Source organism: Cedecea sp. (assembly GCF_036500665.1).
In the GTDB taxonomy this organism is placed as follows: Bacteria; Pseudomonadota; Gammaproteobacteria; order Enterobacterales; family Enterobacteriaceae; genus Cedecea.
Genome location: NZ_DASYBS010000141.1, coordinates 21,636 through 45,219 on the forward strand (window position 1 = coordinate 21,636; position 23,584 = coordinate 45,219).

Genomic DNA, 23,584 nt, shown 5'->3' on the forward strand with positions numbered 1-23,584 from the left:
ATTGAATAAATGGGTGGACCTAAAGCCAGATTAAAAGTAGGGGAAACAACGCAAACCCGCAAGGAGGTGATAATTTACTTAAGTGATTTTAAAAAGCCCCTCCAGAGGACAAACAGAGGGGTGGTCACAGGACCCAACACCAGGGAAATGATAAATTATCGTCAACATACTATGCCTTGGTATAGTCATGCAAGGATTGCTGACTCAGGCGGCCACCAGAGGCCGGTGCAGGACATGACTCAGATGCAGCAGCAGATACACCACGTCCGCCGCATCCGGTACGGTGATATACCAGCGGGGATGCGCGTATTCCTCCGGCAGTGGCCACAGCGTATTGCCTGTCACCGTTACCAGCAAATCGATGCAGCGCCCCGGCCGTCCCTGCAGATGCAGGGCCACGCTGTTACGGCTGCCAATCCGGTGCGGGTGAACCGTCAGTGTGACCGGCCCGGACAGCCGCGCCGTGATGGCGCGGTACAGCGTATCCAGTGCCTGCCCGTGCATGACGCTGACCGTTGCCGGCCCCTGCGGCGGCAGTGAAAACAGCAAGGAGGAGTTGCTGCCCGCATGGTGAGCACAGACAACAGGCTCCGGGTATTTCAGGGCCATCATGCCGCAGCCTCCCCCGCAGACCGGGCCGGAATGCCCCGTTTTCTGTCCATGCTTTCCGCCACTTTATACGCGGCGTCCAGCTCACTGCAGCCGTACTCGTCCATCAGTGCACGGCGGGCGGCCTTCTCCTCTTTTTCCGTCTGCCCCAGCGCCAGGTACAGGCTGGGGGGCACCGCCCGAAACAGCGCTTCGAGCTTTTTCGACAGCACCACGCCCTCGGTATAGCAGCCGGACAGCTTGCTGGCCGATAACAGCACGACTTTCTGCTCGTCAGTCAGCGCCTTAAAGCGGGCAATCTCATTCACCTCTTCCGGCGGCATGGTGAGACAAATCCACCACTCCGCCATGTTCAGCATCTTCGCGGCGATGTCCGGAAAATCCTGCAGGTTCTGCGTCGCCAGCCACAGCCAGGCGCCGAGTTTGCGCCACATTTTGACGATTTTGGTCATGTACGGTGCCAGCAGCGGGTTCACCGTCACGATATGCGCCTCATCCACCGTAAACACGATGTCCCGCGCAGAATACTGGTCACGTTCGGCAATGTTGTTGATGGTGTTGGTCAGGCTCACCATGGTCAGCGCCATCTGCGCCTCATACCCTTCGCGCGCCAGGTGACCGAGATCAATCAGCGTCACGTCCGCCTCCGGCCACAGGCTGCCCTCACGGTTAAACAGCTCCGCTTCAAAGCTCCCGGCCTGGGTAAACATCCCCAGCGACTCCGCCATCTCCGCTGCTCTGGCCCGTCGCTGCGCGTTGCGGCTGTCACTACCGTCGTCCCGGGAAATGATATACAGCGCTTTCTGCAGATCGGACGGCAACATCTGCCGCCCCTCATCATACGTCTGGCGTGCCGCCATCAGCAGCGCTTCGCGGATCATCGCGCGGTCGGCACGTTTCAGTCCGGCCTCTTCCCCCGCATCACCGCCGGTTATCATCATGCGCGCCGAAATTTCCATTTCGCCGAGGTAATCGCGTTTGTCGCCATCTCCGTCATCATCAGCATCAATATCCGGCAGGCTGTTTTCATCCAGCGCCAGGGAGGTCTGCGGGTCCTCAACCAGTTTGTGCGCATAAGAGAACGGCGGCAGCGAGACGCCGCTGCCCGGTTTGATACTCACCTTGTTGACGGTAAGCCCCTGACTGGCAAAGTAATCGGCCAGCAGACCAAACGAGTTCCCCGCCTCGGCAATAAACAGCCGCGGGCGGTGCACCGCCATCACCTGCGACAGTGCCGCGCACAGCGTCGCCGACTTGCCCGCCCCGGTCGGCCCGAACAGCAGTAAATGAGCATTCTGGCTGCGATCAAGCTTGTTGAGCGGGTCAACCGTCAGCGTATCCCCGCCGCGGTTGAAAAAACTTAAGCCCGGATTGCCGGTGCCGGTCTCCCGCCCGGTCACCGGCAATAAGCCCGCCAGGTGCTGCACCCAGGTCAGGCGCGTGTACCAGTGTTTTTTGTCGGTCTCGGGGTTAAAGCACATCGGCAGCGCCCGCAGGTACGTATTGAGCGGTGCCACGTCAAACTCCGGACGTACCGGCTGCAGACCGGCACCGAGCAGGATGTTAGTCAGGGCAACACGCCTGTGGTTCAGTGTGGTCAGGTCAGCGGCGCGCAGCAGGAAGGTGATGCCGGCCCGGTACAGCTTGTGGCGGTTGCCGAGGTATTCCTTTACCTGAGCCACGTCCTGGCGCACGCGGCCGGATTCGGTATTCTCGCCAACCGCGTTTTTCGACAGCCGGTTGAAATCATTCTCGAGCCGATCCTGCGGCTGCACCACGACAGTCATGCACACCATCGTCCCTTCCGGGAATGCATCCATCAGCGCGCTGATTTTCTTCTCACCGCGCTTCATTTCCCCGGTGAGGGTGCCCGGCTCCGGGGGGTGGCGCAGTTTTTCAACCGGAATGGCGCAGTGCGCCTGGTTGTCGAACCACCACACGCCGTGCTGCGGATCGGACTGCGGCGGGGTAAACCACAGCGTCTCGGCAAAGTCGTTCATTACTGGCATCGCGCCATCCGGCGTATCACGGCTGTCAAAATACGCCGCCTCGCGGTACAGCGCCTCTTTATCCACCCACTCAGGTTCGGGGTTAAAGTGACGCAGCAGCCAGTCATGCACCTGCGCCCCGTTCTGGCGGACACAGATAATGCCCGCTCCGGCCAGCGCGCCGGTGACGCGCTCACAGGTCTGGTTCAGCATGGCCACCGGCGGCATCGGGTCAGCGTTGCTTTTACCGATCCGGCGGTACACCACCATGCGGGTCCGGCGCTGCTGCCCGCGCCACGACTGGTCGGTGATCAGCGTGTCTTTAAACAGTCCCTCCGGCCGCGCGATGCCGCGCAGGTGACGCTCCGTTTCTTTTAACCAGTCTTCCGTGAACGCGCTGCCCCGGGCATGGGGTTTGACGTAGTTTCTCAGCCGGTCGATATACGCATCAACGTTGTTCTCATCCTGGCAAAAGAACTGCACCACCCATGGGTTTTCGTCATGCTCGTCAAACGAATCCTGCAGCGCGTCTTCCACCGTGTCGCGCATCTGCTCCAGGCGGTCGGCGGTACGGCCCTCGGTGGCCACCGGCGTGATGTCAAAAACGGCACCCACCGAGACGCCGTCGTCCAGCAGAATGCACTGTTCCCGGTCAAGAAACTCCACCCATGGCAGGTAATCAATGATGGAGGGATTGGCGTGGCAGAGCCGCTGCTCCTCCTGCACCGTCATCTTGCCGGGACGTCGCAACGGCTCGCGTCCGGCCACCGAAAGGGGCACGCCTTCCCCGGTAGCCATCAGGGATCCAGGGGCATCGTCAACGGGTAATACTGGTTTTTTACGCACTAAACGTTTTTTATCAAACAGGGAAAATCGCATCAGTACGCCTCCGTCCGTTCGCCCGGCATCGCATACTGCACCTGGCTGTAGAACGGAAACACGGTGCTGTAGCCCGGCACTGGCGTGTTGCCGTTGGCCAGATGGGGAAACACGTACATTACCAGGTCGGGATTGGGCAGGCGCGGAAACTGCTGGCTGATTTCGCTTTGCTGCGTACGGCTGTAACTGCTATCAGCAGCGGTCGTTGACTGATGTTCCCCGTCAGTGAGCGGCCGGCGCAGGCTGTCACGTGCGGCTACAGCATTGCGCGCGGAGCCGCCGCCGTCTTTACCCTGCCACAGTTCCAGCATGGTATTATCACCGGCTGGCAACATCTCTTCTTTTGATGTCGAGCAGCCGCTCAGCAATGTGGCAATCAGAATAGCGGCCATCGTCACCTCTGTTTTTTTCATCATCATGAAATATTTCCCCTGTGTTCAGTCCAGACCGCCGGTGCTGCCGTCAGCGTCCGGCAGGCTGAAATCGTCATAACGCACTTTGCGGCCCCTGTCCTCGTAATCCAGCGCCAGCTGGCGGGTGATATGCACCGCCAGCTTCTGGCCCGGCGGCACGTACACGGCGTCAAACATCATGCCGTAACGTTCACGCACCCAGTCGGCTGTCTCTTTCATTCCGCCGGACAGCGCCTTACCCAGCAACGCCTGGCCGGCACTGCCGGTCATGGTGGAGGTGATGCCGTTGACGTTGTTCTGCGTGGTGTACTGCCCCTGACTGATACCCTCGCCAGCAGCGCTGGCGGCAGACAGGGCGGCAATAGTCGGCAGATAGGTCGAGGCATTGGATTTACGCTCGCCGCCGATACACGGAATACCGTTGTCATCGGAGATCCAGCCGATACCGGCAGTGGTGCTGACGTCCTTCGCATTGCCGCCAGAATTCGTGTTATTTCCAGTGGCATTCATGTTGGTGTTGGGTTTTGGCAAAGTGCGCACGGTGCCGTCGGCAAACACGAACGTAATGCTGTTAACCTGGCCGCGTACGCACGACAGCGTCCAGTCGCCGCTGGCGGTGCCGGAGACAATCGCCCCTTCCACATCAGGTAGTTCGATGCCGTTTGCCGTCAGGTTGTCTTTGCCAATCATCAGCTTGAATGGGTAGGGGTCGGTCACCGTGCCGTTAACCGGCACCCGGCCCAGCAGTGCGGTCATCGAGCGGCTGCCGACCAGCGTGGAATTTTCCGGCAGCGTGAACACCGGCTCGGCGTTTTCTTCAGCCCCTTTTTCATTCGTGTAACCTTTCACCTGCTGCTCATACGCGGCTTTCTGGCGGGTCAGCGCGTTATCGGCCAGAAACGACGTCGGGAACTGCGGCCCGTCCTTCGCGCTGCCTGCCTGGCGCGGGTCGGGTTCTTTCTGGTCCTTCGGCCCCACCCACATCAGGCCATCGCTGCCCGCTGTGGCACTGCTTTCGCCGGCACCCATGCCATCCAGGCCAAGACCCGGCGGGATATCGCTGTCACTTCTGGCTTTGTCCTTATTCAGGACCAGCTGGTCGGTCAGGCTCTGGATTTTACTCATCAGCGTCTGCTGCTCCTGCTCAAGCTGCTGCTGGCGCTGTTGGGCCTGCTTCTCAAAACCGGCCACCGCGTTGCTCACCTGACCGGAGACGTTCTGGCCACGCCGGCGCAGCGCTTCGTTCTCTTTAAGTACCTTATCAATATTTTTCTGCAGCTCTGACTGCTGGCTCCGCGTGGTGTGCAGCGTGCCAATCAGCGTGCGCAGCGTGTCCTCCGGCGTATCGCCTTCGACACCGAGCGCATGCAGCTCCTTCGGCGACAGGCTGCCCAGCACCGGGTGGCCCGGTGATGACTGCTCCGTCGTTCTGCCACCACCACAGCTTTTCAGCCCGACGGCAATGGCGGCGGCCAGTACGCCGATAACGATGACTTTGGGTACCACACTGGATTTAACGCCTGCCATGGTTGCCCCTTTGTTTTGCCGCTTTCACTGCTTTTTGTGTTGCTGCCGGCTCGGCAATAAACGCACCGTCCGGACGACCGGTCGTCACCAGATACAGGGTGGTAGTGTCTTCCGGCGTCCCCACGGGCCCAAGATAACGGTGCTGGAAGGTGGCGGTGACGAACTGCCCCTGCAGCAGGCGCGGGTCGAGGGTGATTTTCCGGCTGGCAGTGTTCTGCACCTTCAGGGCCACCACGTTGCGGATGCCAGTGCCCCAGCCTGCCAGCGGCGTGACGGTCAGCGGCTCTGACGGGTACAGCGTGGTGATACGACCGGGCAGGTGATGGTTAACCGGACGAATACCCTGAACCGCCTCAACCGTGCGCACCGGCCCGTACAGGCTCTGCGCCGCATAACGGGTCAGCACCACCGGCAACGGCGCATTATATTTCACGGGTTTGCGCTTTGCCTGTGAAACGTTATCGCTGCCCGGGGTGCCGACTGCAGAAGCGGTATCCCGGGATTTTGTTGCGCTGTCCTGGCTGCTGCTGACCGACGTCACCTCACCGCTGTAGACGATGCGCACCGGCTCGGCAGAGCCTTTGTCAGACGCGGTGACATCAAGCAATATGACCTCCCCGTTTTCCACATCCTGCAGCTGCAGGCGGGTCTGCGGGAAGGCGCTGTCGGCTTTGAGATAAACCGCGCCGCCGCTGCTCTGCACCCGCAGCTTACCGTTGAGCGCCGGCGGGAAGCCGACGCGCACATTTTTATCGGCAAATAATACCCGCTCCTGGCCCACGGCCAGCGGGATTTGTAATGGAATACGTTCCCATTTCATCAGTTCTTCTGCCAGGGCAAGCGGTGCGGTGAGCATCGCAGCCGTGGACAGTAAGCCCATGGCAAGTGCCGGAATGCGTAATTTCATCACTGGAAGACTCCTTTGTTCTGCGGGGCCGCTGCCAGGCGCTGCGGCATGCTGTCGTAACAGTCCAGCGCAAGACCGAACTCATTACGCTCCGGGTCCCCTTCCGCGCGCACCACTTTAAGCGGGTAGCGGGTCAGCGCGCGCTTGACCGGCTCGCCGGCAAAGGCCTCGTCCGCCACCAGGTCAAGGCGCACCACCCAGTTATCCCGACCCTTCACCGTCACCGGACTCGGGTTATAGCGGCCGTTGTAGCCGTGCTCAGGGATTTCGAACACCACGCGCGTCCTGCCGGCCAGCTCGCCGCTGTCGCTGCGCTTTTTCGCCTCCGCCTGCAGGACGGTCTGGCATGAGGGCGTCAGGTAGGGTGACAGGGCGCTGATTTTTGCCGGGTAGTCCGCTTCGCCGTTTTTCGGCCAGGCGTTAAGCTGCTGGAAGATATAGAAGGCAAAGCTGTACACCGTGGAAGGCGGCACCTCCCACCAGGCGCGCGTTGAGCCGCTGCGCAGGTCCGGCGGATTGTGGATGGTGAGGTTAGCCGGCGCCCGCATCCAGCCGATGCTGGTAACCAGCAGAAAAAGGACCAGCACGCCACAGGCAATACGCAGGGTAAGAATATGCTGGTCGCGGTTTTTTACCGCGTGTCGGAAACGGCTCATCAGGATTTTCTCCTCTTTACATCACGACTGCGGCGCAGTGACCAGCCCTGTTTATCGATAATCAGGGCGGGGTCGCCCCAGCCGGTGCGGCGTTTACGCTCGCCGAGACGCTGCCAGATGTAGTTCTCCGGCTTGCCGCGCTTAAGTCGCGTCAGCCGGCTGCCGCCAAACCAGATAACCAGCAGGGGCATCACCAGCATGCCGGTGGGCACCACCACCCAGCCGGCAAGCGGAAGAAACGGCAGCGAGGCGAACAGCCCCAGCCCTGTGCCCGCCAGCGCCGCCAGCCCCATCTCCGGGGTGGTGAATCCGCGGAACACCACCGGTTCGGCGTTGAGGCGGTCGGGCAAAAAACGAATAGTCTGCATGGCGGGTATCCTTAAACCAGGATTTCAGCAGATTTGCCAACCAGCCAGATAACGGCAACCAGCAGCACGACACCGACGACGATAATGGCGCCAAATTTACCCCAGTTGGATTTTCCCTCACGCACCTCGTGGAAAGTAGTGATTGCCGCATTCGCCACCACCAGGAACGCCGCCGCCGCCGCAACCAGCCCCAGGATGACCAGCCCGTCCTGGAGATATCCCTTCAGCGTGTTCATCAGGCCACCGCCGCCGGATGATGGCGGCTCCACGCTGGGCAACCCCGCAAGGGCTGGCTGAGTGACCAGCCAGGCCAGGGAAAGTATCAGCGCCGTGCGCGGTGAAAAACAGCGTAAACGTTGTACAACAGTGTTCATAACAGGTCCTTACAGACAGAAAATGAAGATGAAAAAGAGAAAAGCGCATTCCGGACCGGCGTCCCGGGACGCCGTTTGCCTTAGCTGGCAAACATCCAGATGCAGAACAGCAGCAGAACGACCAGCCTGACGACAAAGTGCACCAGCGCGGCGTTGCGGAGTTTTTCGTTACTCCAGCCGCGCCAGACATCCGTCAACGCCCAGGCCGCCCACACCAGCAGCGTCGCCAGCAACCCACCGATGCAAATCAGCGACAGGAGACTGACTTCAACGCCCCCGCTGGCCGCCTTAAAAGCCTGCTCCTGTGCAGGATTCATCAGGGGCGCTCCCTGCGGTAATTGCCCGCGACAGAACCCGCATCACGGGGCTGCGCACGTGAAGGTGCCAGATAGCGGTCAATGCCGGCATCAATGGTGCTGAGGTCAGCGGTCGCACGGCGGTAGTCGAAAAAGAAACGACCGCGCTCTGCCGGGTCGGCCTGGACCGCTGCCACGCGGGCGCGCTCCAGCGCGGCCTGTACCTGAACCAGCAGGCGCTGCGCGGAAGCCAGCTCGTCTTTTTCGGCGGCGCTGACGGGCTGTGCCGCCAGTAAAGCCAGCGCCATCAGGCAGCCGGCAATGAAGGGGATTTGCATTCACGAACACTCCTTAGACATTCAGAGCGTTCATGGTGCGACAATGCGGAAAGCGGGACAGCGAATAACTCTTTATGATTTTTTGATAATTTGGCCGTACCACGGAGTGATGTTGCTATTAACGGGGATTTGTTGCAGTTATCCTGAGAAAGAGAGTGGTGTCGTCCCTGATCCCATAATCTGTCGGAGTCTGTGGGCATGGTTGCAGCGATGGATAAGCTCACCATCGCCCTTCATCTTATTCCAGGAGCAAAGAAAATATGCATAAGCTGATTGTTATTACCGCATGGTTAACATCGATTTTATTAAGCTCTTCGGCATTCGCCTCGCGCCTTCCCGCCCCGGTTTATCACTATGATGCCGAAGATGACAGCGTAGCGCTGCAACATAAAACTGCTAAAGATATTATTCCGCGAATAACCCTCGATGGACGCACATATCGATTTGAAGAAAATACGCTTGTTGATATTCAGCGCGCCCTGGGAGGCGAAATACATCACACGCAGCGGACGGAATGGATCTGCTTTTATAACCGGGCAGACCAGCAGACCTTGTGGTTCCTGTCGAATAAAGTGATGCAGCATGGACGTTTGTCCGGTGTCGCCATTTCTCAGAATGGCTCCTCTGCGGACTGTACTAAAACGGATAAACCGCTATCAGTTAGTTATTCTGCTCCTGGTCCCGGCGCGCAGCACCAGACGCTTTCCCGTTATTTCGACACCCCTCCTGGCGCAGGTAGCCCGGTCAGTTTTTACTGCGAACACGCCCTTGATAAAGGGGCAATCCAGCTTAACGGCCTACAGTATTATTTTACGGGCGATAAAGTGTCTGAAATACTTTTCAGTCAGGTCACCACGATGTAGCCGGGGGCGACTCCACATCAGTAGTTTTAACCGATGCCAACTACTCAGTGGAACAAACGGCTGATAGTGGCGAATACCCAACATTGGGGATATGACGGAGAGTCTGACCCGCATGCTCGCTGCACAGATCCCTTTAGATATCAGCTTTACGTCAGTGTTCAACATTACTAAAGAACGTCAGACAAAAGGTTTGAAACACATGGAAAATGCACGGAAAAATCTGGATATCGGGCTTACCGACGACGAAGCGATTTCGCTGGTTTTACTTCCTGAATGCCTCAGGGAGAACGGGGTTGGTCCATATGCCTGTAACCTGTCAGAGTCTGAGGACATGGTTACAGCAATAGATAAGCTCACCATCGCCCTTCATCTTGACGGTTACGTTATCGGGGGAAATCCCGACGTTACCCCTGACGGTTGCGGATAACTGACGCGCTGTAAATGTTTTTACATCGCTTGTCTGCTGACGGCAGCGTACAAAAGCAAGTTTTGTACGCTGCCGTCCAGCAATATCACTAAAAAATTGATAATTATAGGTATTTTTTAAAGGAAGCCGTAGTCACCGTCACCGCTATCCCCAGCAGGGTCGCCGCAGGCAACAGCAGCAGATTAGGCCAGACTGCTGCTGGCCAGGACAGGTACAGCATGCAGGGAATATAAATAGCCGGCTTTACCATCCGTTTGGCATGGTGATATACAAAGCTTGATTCATAGCCGGCACCGTAGCGCCGGACATCACGCCGCCCCAGCCCCTCGGTCAGCGCAACCAGCACCACCAGAACAAATAGCGGAATAGAGAGCACCAGAATGGTCACCCGCACCAGGGTAATGACGGTGACATACATCGTCGCCAGCAGGTAATCTTTCAGGGTATTTGCCAGCCAACCGCTCCAGCTGTTCAGCTCCCTGGCAACCGCATTCTGGCTATGAGCCTGCGTATCATAAGTACGTTGGATCCAGTCCAGAAAACCACTGTCGACACATGCCCACCGGTAGGCCTGAGTCAGCCAGCGCCCGAACGTGACCGATGGCTCAGAAAGCAGCAGGCTGCGGGTAAACTCTGATGACAGGTAACCCAACTCCGTGTGCATCACCGCTTCGCTGTGCGCGGCCCCCTGCTCAGTCCAGAAAAACGCCATACCCACATACTCAATCACCAGGCTCACCAGCAGTGAGGCCAGCAACATCCCGACCAGCATCCACGGCCAGCCCCATAGCAGATTGTGAAGCAGACCGTGTTTTCGCGGTTGTGCCGGCTGCTGTGGCTGATTACTGACCGCCTGTGACATCAGCCCCTCCTTTTACTGCTGCATCCGGCATCACCGTACTGGCCGACCACCAGGCTTCGCTGGTACGGTAGTTGCGCCGCATCTCCTCCGCGATTTTCTGCAGGTTGGCCGGCATCAGCGCATCATCCGTGTCACCGCCGGGCAGAGGCATGCGGATTTTCCACAACTGGCCCCCTTCCAGCAGCGCGAACGCCTGCCCTTTTGGCAGACTGATGATGTCCGCTGGGGTCAGTAACGGCGTTTTCACCGTGCCCACACGGTCCTGGGTGCTGGAGGTAAAGTCCTGACCCTTCTCAACATCAGCGGTGTCGGCATGCCCGGAGACCAGCGTCTTGGTATAGATATCCACCTCCGGCAGCTGCGTCGTCAGCAGCTGTGCCGTGCGGTTCTCACGCACGCGCAGCATAATCAGCGTGTTGAAGTTCCCGCTGACCTGCGCCGCTTTGGCACTGCTGCCGGTGCGCGCCTCGATATCCGATTCGGTCTGCGTGTAGGCGGTGACCTGCATACCGGCACCACCGCCTTTGTTAATCAGAGGAATAAACTCATCGCCCATCAGCTCACTGAACTCGTCGCAGTGCAGGTTAATCGGTAGTTTGCCGTCGGCGCGGGTCGGCATACCGCCGTGCATACCGTGCTTGTAGATATGGCCCGCCACCGACACCAGGTCGGCGAACATGCTGTTACCCACCGCAGAAGCCACCACGCCATCAGACAGCGCATCCAGTCCCACGTAGACGATACCGCGTTTACGAATCACCTGCTCCCAGTCAAAAATCGGGCGGGCATCGGTCATGTCCATATAATCCGGAGCCAGCAGCCCCGCCGTTTTGCCGGTGGTGAGTTTTTCAAGCAAAGGCAGCAGCGAGGCGACAATTTTGTCAAAGTAGGTGCGGTCATAGCGCACTGCCGAGCGCAGTCCGTCGAGGATCGGGTCATACAGCTGTTTACCGGCCTTCGAACTCAGAGCCATTTCCACCGCCATGATTTTCACCGCGTTGGGCTGACCCTGCATCGTGCGCGGCACGTCGTCATCGGTCAGCACCTGCAGGCTGTTCTCAATCTGCTGCTGCAGCGCCGGCATCCGCTCCTCAATCACCTTTTTGGCATAGGTCTCATACAGCTCGCTGATGTTATTCACATAGCGGGTGATGAGCTGGTAGTCCGGGCGCTGCCCCAGCGCAACCAGCGCGCGGGCGACGATGTTGACGAAGCGCCAGGCAAACTCGCGAAACGCGGCGCTGTTACCTTCACCGCTCAGCTGACCGGAGATACGGCCCGCCACCTCCGACACGCGTTCAAACCGCCCGACTGCGTTGTAGCGCGCCGAGATATCCGGCCAGCCCAGATGGAAGATAAACAGCTCGTCGCCACGCCCGGCACGGTGCGCCTCTGCCCAGACGCGGCGCAGCAGGTCGGCATCGCCTTTAGGGTCAAACACGATAGTGATGTCTCCGCGCCGGATATCCTGGGCAATCAGCAGCTCGGCAAGCCGCGTTTTGCCGACACGGGTAGTGCCCAGCACCAGGGTATGCCCCACGCGCTCGCGCAGGTCCATCGACACGTCCAGCTCATCCGGTTCAATGCCGTGAATCGCCGGATTGCCACCCACCGGCGGCAGGGGGCGCACCGGATTCAGGGGCGAATCGGTGCGCAGCAACCGGGACAGCCAGGGCAGCCGGTACTCGGTCTGCAGTTCCAGACGCCGTGCCATCTGGTACAGTCGTGGTGGCTGGACGTACTTCTCCACCTCCGGCCGCCGCGTGTCCATCAGGCGCTGAGTATGCTTCTGCTGCCAGCGAAACCCTCTTCCCAGGAACAGGCGCTGATGGCTGACCGGGATTTGCGCGCTGGTCATCACGTAGCGGGGCAGGCGGTGCAGGTTGCGGCGGTAACGGATGATCTTCATGCCCTGGCGGGCGCGCACGGCGGCCATAACGGCAAAGCCTCCGGCGGTGACACGGCTTACCGACGGTGCCAGCGCCACGGACCAGGGGGCGACAGCACAAATGACGGCCGCCGCACCGGCAACGGCGGCGGTATTGAGCTCAACGGCGGGGCGCAGCAGCGCCTCCATGACGTGGCGGTTACTCATCACCAGCCCCTTGTCTCAGCGCCGCCGTGGTGACTTCTGCCAGGAAACCGGTGAAGACCAGATTCTGCCAGAGCGCCCGCAGCATGGCGTGCTTCAGCGTCAGGGCGCTCCCGCTTTCGGGCGACGTAAGCAGGGTCAGCAAGGCCAGTACGAGGCCGGGCCAGTAAAACAGGATGCGGAACGCGGTGCGCAGTAAAAACCGCCCCAACGTTAGCGTATATTCAAAACTGTGAGGCATCAGAGACACTCCATCCGGATTTAACCGGGAAAGGCGTTGAGGAAAGCCGGACCGCATCGCCGGCCAGTAAATTCAGCAGGCGCTGTCCGCTTATCAGCCGTACCTGAGGATATGCGTGCAGCAGTAACCGGCTGAGGTTGCCGGTGCGACCGGTATGAATAAAGAAGCCGCCACAGCGTTCACGCAGCAGCAGGGTGCCAAAATCCCGGATATGGGAAAGGGTGATGGTTTTGCCGTAGCGCTTAGCCTGAATCAGCCAGCGATGACCGTCGATAAACACCTGCCCGTCCAGACCACCATCACCGCTGTACGACGCATTAGGCTGAACCGGATGCCCCTGGCGCTCAAAGGCCAGCAACAGCAGTTCTTCAAACACGTACGGGTTGATTTTGCGCATATAGGCCAGCCGCTGCGCGTCGCCGGCCAGTTGCGGTAAACGCTGAAGGACCCGCTCCGCCGTTGCACGGTAGCTGCAGTGACGGCGCTGGCTTGCCGTCGCCCGGGTACGGCCGTTCAGTGCCAGCATGACGGCAACAAACAACCCAATCAGCACCACCGCCAGTAACGGGTCCATCCTCAGCGCGGCGGCGATATGCTGCGCGGATATCACGGGCTTACCTGCTGCAATAAACCGGTGTCGGTGATGAGAACCGGGTAATGCGACAACTGCAGGCGACGCGCCAGCTCGCTGCCGGACGCCGGTGCCATCGGCACGCCCGGTGCCAGCTCACGCAATTGCTGCAGCGCCGGTAAATCGCTGACGTTCACTACCAGGCCAGCCGCGTGGCGGGATTTGAGTTGCTCTGCATTCACCTGCAGCCAGGCGCGCGAGGCATCGTCATCGCCCACGATAAACAGAGCACCGAGACCCGGCAGCTGCAGGGGACGTGCAGCCACGTCGCCCGGGCTGAGTTCCGGCGTTGTCACCGGCAACACCGCCACTTCGGCTTCACCCTGAGACAGGGGTACCGGCGGTGGCAGCACCGGCGAAACAGCGGGCTCATCCTGCCGGTTAATTCCCTCAAAATACGCTGAGGCATCTTCCCCGCCGATATCGGCGATAACATTCAGGCTGGCCAGTGCGGTAGTTGTTACCAGGCACAGGCCGAACAACACGTAATTGAATTTATTCATCACTGTTGGCTCCGTGGCTCAACCCATGTCAGCGCTGCAGTCTGTGCGGGCACCCTCGCGAGGGTTGTACCTGTCTCCTGTGCCGCCGCCGGTGCCGCTACATCGCTGATGCGGGCCAGTTTTATTTTCACAATGGACTTATACCGCGCGGCGGGTGCACCACCTGCGGGATGGTGATAACAGCCTGCCGCGGCCAGCCAGCTTCCCGGGTAACGGTCATAGCAGGCGCGCAGAATGGCTGCTGCTGCGTTGAGGTTGATATAGGGGTCGAAGGCATCCCAGGTTGAGGTGAAGTGATGGCCGTTCCAGCCCAGATTCACCTGGGCAATCCCGACATCAATGCGCTTACGCGGGTGCGTTTTCAGAAGACCCTGCAGCGCATTCCAGGCCTGCAGGCGGGTGGCGTAGCGGTAGCCCCTGCCGGCCACGTTGATGGTCCAGGGCCAGGGGCGCTCAGCGGAAGGAACCGCACCGGCTTTCCGCGTTACTGCAGAAATGCTTTTCGGTGCCAGCGAGGTTTCGGCCAGTGCCAGCGCATACAGCGATTCCGGCGGTATGCCGTGGCGCATGGCCACCTCGCGATATCCTGACGGGACCGGTTGTGTGGCTGATGACTCAGCGGGTACGGGCAGAACACCACCCAGCAACACCGGTGCAAGAAATATCCCACGGATCAGAATGCGGCGACGGTCCATCCCTTTTCTCCCTGTTGCAGCACCACCGGCATCAGGCCGCTGCCGAACTTCATCCAGCGCCCGCCGTCATGATTGAGCGTAATCTGACGCGAGCGAACCCTGTCGGCCGGAATACGGTGCGCCCTGGCCCAGTCGCGTAGCAGGCTGTCACTGCCTTTGCTGTCGACCAGGTAGATATCGACCGGACGGTTATCCGCCAGCACCGCCGCCAGCCGCGCGTCACACTGACCGCAGCCCTTCGCCTTCACAAACAGCGCCAGCCGACCGCCGGTATCGTGCGCAATGCCCGCGGCGTTCCCCATGCTGACCGGCAAAACACCGAGACGCAGCCAGGCCGCATCCACCTCACGCTGAAACCTCAGCTCTTTCTCCGTGCGGGCAAATTCCTGTTTAACCCACTGTTCGGCGTACTTTTTGCGCTCGGCGTCGCTCCGGGCCTCAATGCCCAGCGCGGTGAACGGGTCAAGCCCGGGCGACTGCGTGCCGCGCGGCCCCCCCATCAGCTGCCGGTATCGCTGATACTCCTCACCGCTCAGCCCCCACTGCTGCCCCTGCTCAGCGGTTTTACTGACCTGGCTTTGCTGAAGCTGGTCTGCCACGGCCAGGCTGTTGTTCACTGTGGTCTGCTCTGTCGCCTGGATTAACGGACTCAGCAGCAACAGGGTAAACAGGCTAAATTTTAGTTTCATCATCGCCCCTTACTGCACGCTGACCGTCTGCAGACGGCCGTTGACACGAAACGTGGCTTGACCGGAGCCGGTGCTGACCAGCCGCCAGCCCGCCACCAACTCTCCCACCCCGATTAACCGCACCTGCGATAAGTCACGGCCCCCCGGCGGGGCCACAGCAGCGAACGTGGCGGTACCCCGCCGTTCAGTGCCGGTCAGCACAAAGGGTACCTTAAGCGCCACCCAGTTTGCATTTTTACCCGGGGCTGGCTTAACCGGCGTGGAATGATGTTTTTGAGGGATGCCGGCGCTGGCGGGTAGTACCGGGACCACCGGTATAACAGGAGAAGGTGCCGGTGCCGCCGTTTTTTTCAGGGCGTCCAGGCGGTCTTTCAGTGCGGTCAACCCGGCCTGTTGCGCCGTTAACTGCGCCTGTAGCTGCTTAGTGTCACGGTCAGTTGTCGTCAGCTGGCGCTGATATTCAGCCTGCTGCGCCGCCAGGGCCGTCAGCTGTTTCTGCTGCGTCACCAGCGTCGCGCGCAGAGTCGCCACGTCACCCTGTGACGTCATGGTTTTCTGCGCCCGCTCCAGCTGGTCAATACGCTGCTTAAGTTCCCGGGAAGCGTGGATATCGACCATCCCCGACACAAGAACAATCAGCACGCTGCCGGTAAATATCCAGGTGGCACGACTGCGCAGCCGGTTTTTTTTAACCAGCGCCGCAGGTATTTTCTGTTCGTCTGGTCCGGTCATTTTTTCAGCCCCCCTCCGGTTGCAGGTACCGCTTTCACTGCGGGCGGCGCAATGGCTGTTGGGGTACCCGCCGCTACTGGCTGGACTCGTGATGCGGGGACAGGCGGCAGTTGCGTGGCCGGCAGCTGATAGCCATCCCGCAGGCTGTGACAGACCACGCGCTGCACGTCATCGACTTCTGGCTGCCAGGCTGGCCCCGCCAGCACCTGCAGGGCAGTACGCAGACGCATCGGCCCCAGCTGATACTGAACCGCCGGTAACGCCTGGCGATACAGCACGCCATTGGCCGGTCCGGTGGAGCACAGCGTGTAGCCTGACTGGCGCAGCGCATAACGCAGCGCATCCGCCACCGTCGGTTTCACCGAAGCCGGAATGCGGATATCGATAATCTGCGAGAGCGGATCGCGCTGGACGGCTGCCGGGTCGGTGCTGACCAGTAAATAACGGTCATAGCGCACCACTTCCGGTGCCTGCGCATACGCATCGGGCCTGACCGGCTGGACATTACGGGTGACGGCGACAGAGGGGGTGACGGGTGAAACATCACGCTGCTGCAGGGATTGCTGAGGGGTGCACCCGACCAGCATGAGAGCCGCGAGGGCAGAGATAACGAGCGTTTTTTTCATCCGGAGGACTCCAGCAGTGACAAATAGAAAGATGTCACTGTGCGGCGACCGCCCCACGGCCTCAATTAACAACTCTTTATCGCAAAATAAAAAAAGCGCCAACCAAAGGTCAGCGCTCATATTTCCTGTCCTGATCTACAGTTCCGGGTAGAAGTCTTCATCCAGTATCTGAGCAGAAGACCAGACACAGTTTTCAGGGAAACCATCGAGACCGGTCTCTTCTGCAGCACTTGCCACAGCATCTGACCAGACCTCTTCGAACCACTCAGGATCTGCCAGGCAGCCCTTCAGGCTTGGGGTTTTACGTATACGCAGGCGAACTGATTTACGCTGCTCTTTTATTGTCCTTTGCCAGCTTGATCCTCGACGCCCGGGCTGGAACTGCCATTTCAGAAGGTGAGCCAGTAACACCGCCATCCGGCTGGCCAGTTCGCGTTTTTCACTTTTGCCCACGTCCTCGATCTCCTCGGCAATGTTCTCAATATCCAGCTGACTGAGTTTACCGGCACGCAGTAATGCCGCCTGTTCATTCGCCCAAGCGACCACGTCGGTATCGTAACGAGTTCCCATGAGAGCCTCCGGTAAGTAGAAAGAAAAAACTGCACGCAGCAGACGCTGTGTGCAGTATGTCAATGAACGCTGACCACGTCAAAGCGCATGAATTGCTGATTTCGCTATGCCGTAACCGTGGCCACTAAACGGAATATCGTCCTCCCACGACAATGCGTCACCACCGGCGGAGGCCGGTGACGATCCGCAGTGAGTCGGGGCTGATGGCTGCTGTGGCTGCCTCTGGCTTCCCGCAGCCCACTGGCCCGGCGAAGTATCCTGAGCGCGGCCCCCCAGCATCTGCATACTCCCCTGCTGACCGACCACGATTTCGGTTGTAAAGCGATCGGTACCGTTACTTTCGTCAAACCACTTGCGGGTCCGCAGCTGGCCCTCGATGTAAACCTGAGAACCTTTGCGCAGATATTCACCGGCGATCTCAGCAAGCTTGCCAAACAACACCACACGGTGCCACTCGGTTTTCTCTTTCTGTTCGCCAGACTGTTTATCACGCCAGGTCTCGGAGGTGGCCAGCGACAGCGTCGCCACTGCACCACCCCCAGGCAGGTAACGGATTTCAGGGGCCTGCCCCAGAAACCCGACGAGTATCACTTTATTGATTCCACGGGAAGCCATGTGCGTATCCTCCTTGTTGAAGAAAAACACGCCCCGTAAAACTACGGGGCGAGAGACGCGATCAGAAAGAGTTGTCCGCGTACTGCTGCTGTGCGGAACCCTGCTGAGGCGGCATAGAGTCGGATTTCTCAGCCTGGAACACCTTTTCCTGACCGATTTTGATCCAGTCGACCTTGATAAGGCGGGCTTTTAGGCTGACACGTTGTTCGCCAGCATGCTCACCACTGTTAAGCGTGAAGATGTCCGTTTTGGGATTGCTGAGCACAAAGCCAATCAGAACTTTTTTGTCTTCATCTGCCGCTTTCTGGCAGCGATTGATCAGGCTGCTGGCCTCTTTGCCGGCGACCGTCACATCGAAACGCGTGTAGCTGGCGTTATCGGTGGGACCGGAGAGTCCGTTGACGACACAGCTGATAAAGGTGCCATTCGGACCATTGACCTGGCGAATATTGCTGAGATACCCCATCCCTTTGATGGTCAGGTTGAAGTATTCAGTTTTACCGGTAGTTTGTTGAGACTGAGCTGACATGATGTTTTCTCCATGGATAGATTCGGTGACGGAGAAATACACCTTCCCTGACGGGAGAAGTATTTCCCGTCGGGGGTCTGCAAAATCGTATGCGAACGCAGACTGTCTGGATTGTGAATGGAACCTTTATCACCACCGGGTGATCCCTGTTCTCAAAGGTTTAACAGGGGTACCGCCGCATGGGCTTCCTCTTTCAGGCCAGGAGGATATTGGCGATCGCCCGAAAGCGTTTCTCACAGACCGCTGAAACTTTGGCTGGCAGTCACCCGAAGGCGCTCCTCACAGACTGCTGAAGCATTGGTTGGTTGTCCGGGGACAACAGGTAAGCCTGCTCATTTTTAAATCATGTGATACAACTGTCAACCGTAAAAATAAAATTGCGCATCACACAAATAAAACAGCGCCGGACAATGCCAGCGCTGCAGGGTCTGCACGACGACCAGGGATGTGTATTCATACTCCGGGAAGGGGTTTCGGCTTCCGGCGCGTTTTTCACGGAGGGATTGCGCCTTTCAGTCGGTCTGATATGTGAGAGACCACTGAGTGGACTGACAACAACAAAACGCCGTTATCATTTCATTGCTGCCCCGCAGTCACGGGGTGCTACATCGAAGCCCATCCACCTTACCAAAACTTTTCGCCCTGTACATCAGACAATCCCTTACTCCGGTACGGTTGCTTTATTTTTCGCCGCGGTTTTTCCTTTATACCGCTTCCCCCTGTGGCTGGTTTTCGCTTCGATATTGATGATGCCCTGGCAGGCCGGGTAGCTGAGGCATCCCCAGAAAGCGCCCGCGCCTTTTTTGCCCGTTCGCCTGCGCATGGTGCCACCGCACACCGGGCAGGGTGGTGACGGCGGGGCGGTGAACATCACCGCCTGGGCTTTCCCTTTTTCAATCAGATGCCCTGTCCACTGCGCCTGGCGCGCCATGAACGTGTCCAGCGTCATCTCTCCCCGGGCAATCTCGTCCAGCGCCTGCTCCCATAAGGCTGTCATACCCGGGTTCGTCAGCGCAGCCGGCAGCGCGTCAATTAACTCGCCAGCAACCGGGGTGGCATGCAGATACTTACCCTTTTTCTCCAGATAGCCGCACTTAAACAGCGTTTCCAGGATACCTGCGCGCGTGGCCTCGGTGCCCAGCCCGGCATTCTCTTTCAGCACTTTCCTGAGCTGCTGGTCGCTGACGAACGCTGCGGCATTTTTCATGGCCGCAATCAGCGTGCCGTCGGTGAAGTGCGCCGGGGGTTTTGTCTGCAGTGTTTTGGGTTCTGCCCCCGTTACCGCGCATGACTGCCCTTTTTCCAGCGGCGGTAGCCTGGCCTCACCGGCATCAGCGTCTCCCGGTTCGTTTTTCGCTTCACTGCTGTCGCGCTGAAACAGCGCTTTCCAGCCTGTCACCACCTCAACCGTCCCGCGGGTGCGGAACAGCTGTCCGCCGATATTGAAAGTCGCCTCCGTCACGTCCACCTCATGCAGCGGCAGAAACTGCGCCAGATAGTGCTGACGTATTAGCTGATAAACATTAAGTTCATCGGCAGACAGCCTGCTCATATCGAACGGCTGTTTTGTGGGAATAATGCCGTGGTGGGCAGTGATTTTTTTGTCGTTCCAGATGCGGGAGACAAAACCGGTATCGAATGTTGCTGCGGTGGCGTTCAGCGTCGGGTCGGTGCGGATGAGCGCGCTGAGTACCTGCGGGATTTCCTCACGCATCGACGTCGGGAGATAGCCGCAGTCGGTGCGCGGGTAGGTTGTCGCCTTGTGTGTCTCATACAGTGACTGGGCGATGCTCAGCACCTGGTTTGCGCTCATACCCCATTTTCGGGAGCAGGCCACCTGCAGGGTTCCCATGTCAAACGCCAGCGGCGCTGGCTCTTTTTTCCGTTCCGTGGCCACATCAATCACCGTGGCCATGCCGGTCTGTCGGCACAGCTGTACCACCGCCTGCGCCACATTCTTGTGAATGCAGCGTTTCTCATCGTCACAATAGTCTGCTGCAGGAACCCAGCCGGCCCGGAAGCTGATACCGTCCTGCTGCAGCGTGGCATGGACCTGCCAGTAAGGCTTAGACACAAAGTCAGCAATTTCCCGGTCACGATTGACAACCAGCGCCAGCGTGGGCGTCTGCACCCGGCCAATTGACAGGACCTCACCGTAACCCTGCGCTCTGGCCTTCAGGGTATACAGCCGGGTCAGATTCATGCCGGTAACCCAGTCCGCGCGTGAGCGAGCCACGCCGGCATGATACAGGCGTTCGGTCTGCGCCCCAGGCAGCAGGTTCGCCAGGGCCTGGCGAATGCTACCCTCATCCAGCGCGGACAGCCAGACACGCTGAACGGAGCCGGTGAAGTGACAATAATCCAGTAACTCGCGCGCGATAACTTCGCCTTCGCGGTCGGCATCGGTGGCAATCACCACCGAGTCCACCTGCTTAAGCAGGCTGCGCACAACGGCAAACTGGTCCGCTGTCTCTTTTTTGACGGTCATCTGCCACTGTGCTGGCATCACCGGCAGCACCTCTTCACGCCAGGGGCTGCCGTACTGCTCACCGTAGGCTTCAGGCTGAGCCTGCTCCAGCAGATGGCCAATGGCCCAGGTGACAATGACCCCCGGGCCAGCCAGATATCCCTGTTTCCGCTGGTTTGCCCCCAGTATTGCACCGATATCTTTGCCCTGGGAGGGTTTCTCACACAGATAAAGTTGCATCAGATAATCCCCGGCTCAGCGTAACGGGCCTTTTGCAATCGGTTGAGGGTCTGAAGTGGCCGGAACTGAACGCAATGGAGGGGAAAACGCCGAACGAAGTGAACCATCCATGATTGCCGGATCCGGTTCACCCAGCAGAGCAATAGCCTGCTGGCCCGCTGGCGTTTTATTCAAAATATCCTGCCGTGTGACAACCACAAACCGATGATTCTGAACCACACCATAAACCCTGCGCACCGCATGACGGCCATTATCCAGAATCTGATCTTTACGCTGACGAGAAATCAGACCGTAATGCAGCGCCTGAAATGTTTTCATCGCCAGCTGATCGTAGCCTACCAGTAACCATACACAACGGTATCCGAGTGGAGAACGGCTGAACACGCCAATATTCAGTGGATCCACGGAAACAACATCTGACAGAGTCACACTGGCGGGTAAAGATGCCAGTGCTGTATCTGTTTCGGTGACTAATGCGTGAATTGTCGCCGATGCGTTCGCGAGGGCATTTTCCAGTGCGATTAACAAAGCATCGGCATAGGGATTGTCAGCAGAAGCATCACGACTAATCATCCCTGCACGCTGTATCACTCTTGGCATACTGACAATTTCAGGACGCTTGCGCTGTCCTTCAGTTGTTTTTTCAGCCCGTCGTCCCTCCCACAAATGGATCGCATACCGGGAATGCAGTTCAATGCTCAGGGACGATTTCAGTGCACCGGCGCGGGGCGATTTTTCCTCTTTCTTTTCAGTGGCGTCAACCATATCAGGCTCTCTTCAGGATTGTGTCTGGTCTGGAATAGTCCCGGGCGAGGCCGGGGACGACAATCCAAAACTCTTTTTGACCTGCAGAGAAAAAACGCCGTATGTGTAAATTAACGCACGCAGCTGTCTATTTTTTAACCTTGCTGACACTGTCAGCAAGCTCATATTTTGTACAACTCTCCATTTGATAATGGATCCCTGCCAGCGTGCCGTTTGATTTAATGCTGTCAGACGACAATCACAAAACAAAAAGGGTTTTAATTGTCACGTTCATCGCCAACAGATAAACCGCTAAAAACGATACGCCAGTCGCTTTCATCGACAGATTTTTGCTCTGGCCATCTCCTGGCGCAACGTTGCAACAATGTTTCCGACATGCTGGCGTGACGCAGCCTGGCGGCTAACGGGCAATACTGTTCCGGGAGCAGGTGGCGGATTATTTATCCCGTCTGGTCGGGCTGGCTGAGTCGGTTTCGACGCCGCATACAGCTCCCCGTTCCGCGCCCGTTTCATCACCGCCAGCAGCCACCCTGTCGGATTGTTCACCGCCCCCCTGGCCATCGCCTGGTTCAGGCTGGCCAGCACCTGCTGAGCCACCTTCGGCGGCAACGCCTGCAGCTGTGCCGCCAGCTGCCGGCAGTCATCCTCCGGCAGACTGTTCTGCAGCGCCGCGGGCAATGCGGCTACGTACGTTTTTTTATTCACACTCTGTGTGAAAGAACGTACGTTACAGTTCGGTTTGGCATTACTGCCATAAGTGACTGATTTCAGACTGAGTTCGGAAAACGAACCTGGTGCCTTCTCACCCCGATTTTCGCTGAGTTCGGAACCTGAATCTGGCTTTATCTGGCTCAGTTCGGTATCCGAACCGGGTAATTTCCTGTCGGGTAAGGTAACCGAACCCGGGTCTGATGCCTCACGAAGCGATACCCGCGTGGCCATGTGCTGCGGCGTCTGCGTTGCCCCCAGGCGTTCGGCTATGACGGCCAGCCCTGAATGCTGGTGACGCATAGTCGGATCACTCTGGATATCGACCAGCACTGACCAGGCCGTCTGACTGACCGTCCGGTTTTTATGCTCACAGGCTGACGCCAGGGTGTCGAGCCAGGTCGGATCCAGCGTCTCGGCATCACGCGCCGACAGCGGTTCATCATGTTGCGCATAGATATTGCCACGCACGCGCCCCTGAGGATCGCGTACCCGCCGGCAAAGGCTGAGCCACCCGGTCAGACGTAACATCAGCAGCACGCGGCTCACGGTCTCACGCGAGGCTTTGCCTTTAAAGGGAGAGGCCAGCTGTAGCTGCAGTTCATCATAGGTGGGGAAGACCGCCCCCTGATTATGCTGAGCATACAGGCGGATCATGATCCAGGCCTGTTTATCCAGGGGAGATAAACGCGTGTCCAGCAGCAGCCGGCGGGGAACAGCATCGTGCACGTTCCCCATATAAAGGAGGCCGCTGCGCAGCCGGGTGACATCCGTCGCACCACAGTGCTTTTCATCCTTTATTCGCTCCTCCAGCCGGGCATTCATTTGCGCAAGCGTAAAGGCGATCAGGCTGTCGTCAGCCATGTTGTTCAGGGTACTCATTGATGTTGCACATCCTTTTCCCACCCCCTCGCCAGCAGCGAAGAGGGGGCTAATCAGTTATCGTGCAGAGCTGCCTGCGCCCGGACCATTCA

General features: G+C 58.8%; 27 protein-coding genes. 2 read left to right on the forward strand and 25 right to left on the reverse strand.

Annotated features, from left to right (window positions below):
* Window positions 1-204: 204 nt before the first annotated feature.
* The 10 genes from VGM55_RS22605 to VGM55_RS22650 form a co-directional block, all read right to left on the reverse strand.
* Window positions 205-612, reverse strand: a complete 408-nt coding sequence (locus VGM55_RS22605) for an acetyltransferase (protein ID WP_331636776.1) — start codon at window positions 610-612, stop codon at window positions 205-207.
* On the reverse strand, window positions 609-3,476 hold the full coding sequence (locus VGM55_RS22610) for a conjugative transfer ATPase (protein WP_331636777.1): 2,868 nt from the start codon (window positions 3,474-3,476) through the stop codon (window positions 609-611). The genes VGM55_RS22605 and VGM55_RS22610 overlap by 4 nt, the downstream gene beginning before the upstream one ends.
* Window positions 3,476-3,889, reverse strand: a complete 414-nt coding sequence (locus tag VGM55_RS22615) for a TIGR03751 family conjugal transfer lipoprotein (RefSeq protein WP_331636865.1) — start codon at window positions 3,887-3,889, stop codon at window positions 3,476-3,478. The genes VGM55_RS22610 and VGM55_RS22615 overlap by 1 nt, the downstream gene beginning before the upstream one ends.
* A 24-nt stretch (window positions 3,890-3,913) precedes the next feature.
* Window positions 3,914-5,416 carry a TIGR03752 family integrating conjugative element protein gene (locus tag VGM55_RS22620; RefSeq protein WP_331636779.1) on the reverse strand — a complete coding sequence of 501 codons (1,503 nt, stop codon included), beginning with the start codon at window positions 5,414-5,416 and terminating at the stop codon, window positions 3,914-3,916.
* Window positions 5,403-6,296 (reverse strand): TIGR03749 family integrating conjugative element protein, encoded by an 894-nt coding sequence (locus VGM55_RS22625; protein ID WP_414648308.1) that lies wholly within the window; start codon window positions 6,294-6,296, stop codon window positions 5,403-5,405. The genes VGM55_RS22620 and VGM55_RS22625 overlap by 14 nt, the downstream gene beginning before the upstream one ends.
* Window positions 6,297-6,322: 26 nt before the next feature.
* Window positions 6,323-6,979, reverse strand: coding sequence for a PFL_4703 family integrating conjugative element protein (locus tag VGM55_RS22630; protein ID WP_331636781.1), 657 nt, complete (start codon window positions 6,977-6,979; stop codon window positions 6,323-6,325).
* Entirely contained in the window at window positions 6,979-7,347 is a 369-nt protein-coding gene (locus VGM55_RS22635; protein ID WP_331636782.1) for a TIGR03750 family conjugal transfer protein, read from the reverse strand. The genes VGM55_RS22630 and VGM55_RS22635 overlap by 1 nt, the downstream gene beginning before the upstream one ends.
* An 11-nt stretch (window positions 7,348-7,358) precedes the next feature.
* Window positions 7,359-7,721: a TIGR03745 family integrating conjugative element membrane protein gene (locus VGM55_RS22640; protein WP_331636783.1), complete on the reverse strand. Its 363-nt coding sequence runs from the start codon at window positions 7,719-7,721 to the stop codon at window positions 7,359-7,361.
* Window positions 7,722-7,801: 80 nt separating this feature from the next.
* Window positions 7,802-8,038, reverse strand: coding sequence for a TIGR03758 family integrating conjugative element protein (locus tag VGM55_RS22645; RefSeq protein WP_331636784.1), 237 nt, complete (start codon window positions 8,036-8,038; stop codon window positions 7,802-7,804).
* Complete coding sequence (locus VGM55_RS22650; RefSeq protein WP_414648306.1) at window positions 8,038-8,355, reverse strand: RAQPRD family integrative conjugative element protein; 318 nt, start codon at window positions 8,353-8,355, stop codon at window positions 8,038-8,040. The genes VGM55_RS22645 and VGM55_RS22650 overlap by 1 nt, the downstream gene beginning before the upstream one ends.
* 260 nt (window positions 8,356-8,615) lie before the next feature.
* On the opposite strand from VGM55_RS22650, the gene VGM55_RS22655 reads away from it, so the two are divergent.
* Both VGM55_RS22655 and VGM55_RS22660 read left to right on the forward strand, forming a co-directional pair.
* Window positions 8,616-9,218, forward strand: coding sequence for a hypothetical protein (locus VGM55_RS22655; protein WP_331636785.1), 603 nt, complete (start codon window positions 8,616-8,618; stop codon window positions 9,216-9,218).
* Window positions 9,219-9,309: 91 nt separating this feature from the next.
* Window positions 9,310-9,645 (forward strand): hypothetical protein, encoded by a 336-nt coding sequence (locus tag VGM55_RS22660; RefSeq protein ID WP_331636786.1) that lies wholly within the window; start codon window positions 9,310-9,312, stop codon window positions 9,643-9,645.
* 103 nt (window positions 9,646-9,748) lie between these two features.
* Here VGM55_RS22660 and VGM55_RS22665 read toward each other — a convergent pair whose 3' ends face one another.
* From VGM55_RS22665 to VGM55_RS22735, 15 genes are all read right to left on the reverse strand, one after another.
* The gene (locus VGM55_RS22665) at window positions 9,749-10,507 is read right to left on the reverse strand and encodes a TIGR03747 family integrating conjugative element membrane protein (RefSeq protein ID WP_331636787.1); all 759 of its coding nucleotides are present in this window, start codon (window positions 10,505-10,507) and stop codon (window positions 9,749-9,751) included.
* Entirely contained in the window at window positions 10,488-12,602 is a 2,115-nt protein-coding gene (traD, locus tag VGM55_RS22670) for a type IV conjugative transfer system coupling protein TraD (RefSeq protein WP_331636788.1), read from the reverse strand. The genes VGM55_RS22665 and traD overlap by 20 nt, the downstream gene beginning before the upstream one ends.
* Window positions 12,595-12,840, reverse strand: coding sequence for a hypothetical protein (locus tag VGM55_RS22675; RefSeq protein ID WP_331636789.1), 246 nt, complete (start codon window positions 12,838-12,840; stop codon window positions 12,595-12,597). Before VGM55_RS22675 ends, traD begins: the two co-directional genes overlap by 8 nt.
* Window positions 12,824-13,450, reverse strand: a complete 627-nt coding sequence (locus VGM55_RS22680) for a restriction endonuclease (RefSeq protein ID WP_331636790.1) — start codon at window positions 13,448-13,450, stop codon at window positions 12,824-12,826. The genes VGM55_RS22675 and VGM55_RS22680 overlap by 17 nt, the downstream gene beginning before the upstream one ends.
* Window positions 13,447-13,974 carry an integrating conjugative element protein gene (locus VGM55_RS22685; protein ID WP_331636791.1) on the reverse strand — a complete coding sequence of 176 codons (528 nt, stop codon included), beginning with the start codon at window positions 13,972-13,974 and terminating at the stop codon, window positions 13,447-13,449. Before VGM55_RS22685 ends, VGM55_RS22680 begins: the two co-directional genes overlap by 4 nt.
* Entirely contained in the window at window positions 13,974-14,669 is a 696-nt protein-coding gene (locus VGM55_RS22690; protein ID WP_331636792.1) for a transglycosylase SLT domain-containing protein, read from the reverse strand. The genes VGM55_RS22685 and VGM55_RS22690 overlap by 1 nt, the downstream gene beginning before the upstream one ends.
* On the reverse strand, window positions 14,648-15,358 hold the full coding sequence (locus tag VGM55_RS22695; RefSeq protein WP_331636868.1) for a TIGR03759 family integrating conjugative element protein: 711 nt from the start codon (window positions 15,356-15,358) through the stop codon (window positions 14,648-14,650). Before VGM55_RS22695 ends, VGM55_RS22690 begins: the two co-directional genes overlap by 22 nt.
* Before the next feature lie 9 nt (window positions 15,359-15,367).
* Window positions 15,368-16,090, reverse strand: a complete 723-nt coding sequence (locus VGM55_RS22700; RefSeq protein WP_331636793.1) for a hypothetical protein — start codon at window positions 16,088-16,090, stop codon at window positions 15,368-15,370.
* Window positions 16,087-16,716 carry a PilL N-terminal domain-containing protein gene (locus tag VGM55_RS22705; RefSeq protein WP_331636794.1) on the reverse strand — a complete coding sequence of 210 codons (630 nt, stop codon included), beginning with the start codon at window positions 16,714-16,716 and terminating at the stop codon, window positions 16,087-16,089. Before VGM55_RS22705 ends, VGM55_RS22700 begins: the two co-directional genes overlap by 4 nt.
* Before the next feature lie 135 nt (window positions 16,717-16,851).
* Window positions 16,852-17,286 carry a DUF29 domain-containing protein gene (locus tag VGM55_RS22710; RefSeq protein ID WP_331636795.1) on the reverse strand — a complete coding sequence of 145 codons (435 nt, stop codon included), beginning with the start codon at window positions 17,284-17,286 and terminating at the stop codon, window positions 16,852-16,854.
* 78 nt (window positions 17,287-17,364) lie between these two features.
* The gene (gene ssb / locus VGM55_RS22715) at window positions 17,365-17,901 is read right to left on the reverse strand and encodes a single-stranded DNA-binding protein (protein ID WP_331636796.1); all 537 of its coding nucleotides are present in this window, start codon (window positions 17,899-17,901) and stop codon (window positions 17,365-17,367) included.
* Between the two features lie 61 nt (window positions 17,902-17,962).
* Entirely contained in the window at window positions 17,963-18,430 is a 468-nt protein-coding gene (locus tag VGM55_RS22720) for an STY4534 family ICE replication protein (RefSeq protein ID WP_331636797.1), read from the reverse strand.
* A 661-nt stretch (window positions 18,431-19,091) separates the two neighbouring features.
* Entirely contained in the window at window positions 19,092-21,137 is a 2,046-nt protein-coding gene (locus VGM55_RS22725) for a DNA topoisomerase III (protein ID WP_331636798.1), read from the reverse strand.
* A 15-nt stretch (window positions 21,138-21,152) separates the two neighbouring features.
* Entirely contained in the window at window positions 21,153-21,902 is a 750-nt protein-coding gene (locus VGM55_RS22730; RefSeq protein ID WP_331636799.1) for a PFL_4669 family integrating conjugative element protein, read from the reverse strand.
* Between the two features lie 315 nt (window positions 21,903-22,217).
* Complete coding sequence (locus tag VGM55_RS22735; protein ID WP_331636800.1) at window positions 22,218-23,492, reverse strand: STY4528 family pathogenicity island replication protein; 1,275 nt, start codon at window positions 23,490-23,492, stop codon at window positions 22,218-22,220.
* Between the last annotated feature and the right edge of the window lie 92 nt (window positions 23,493-23,584).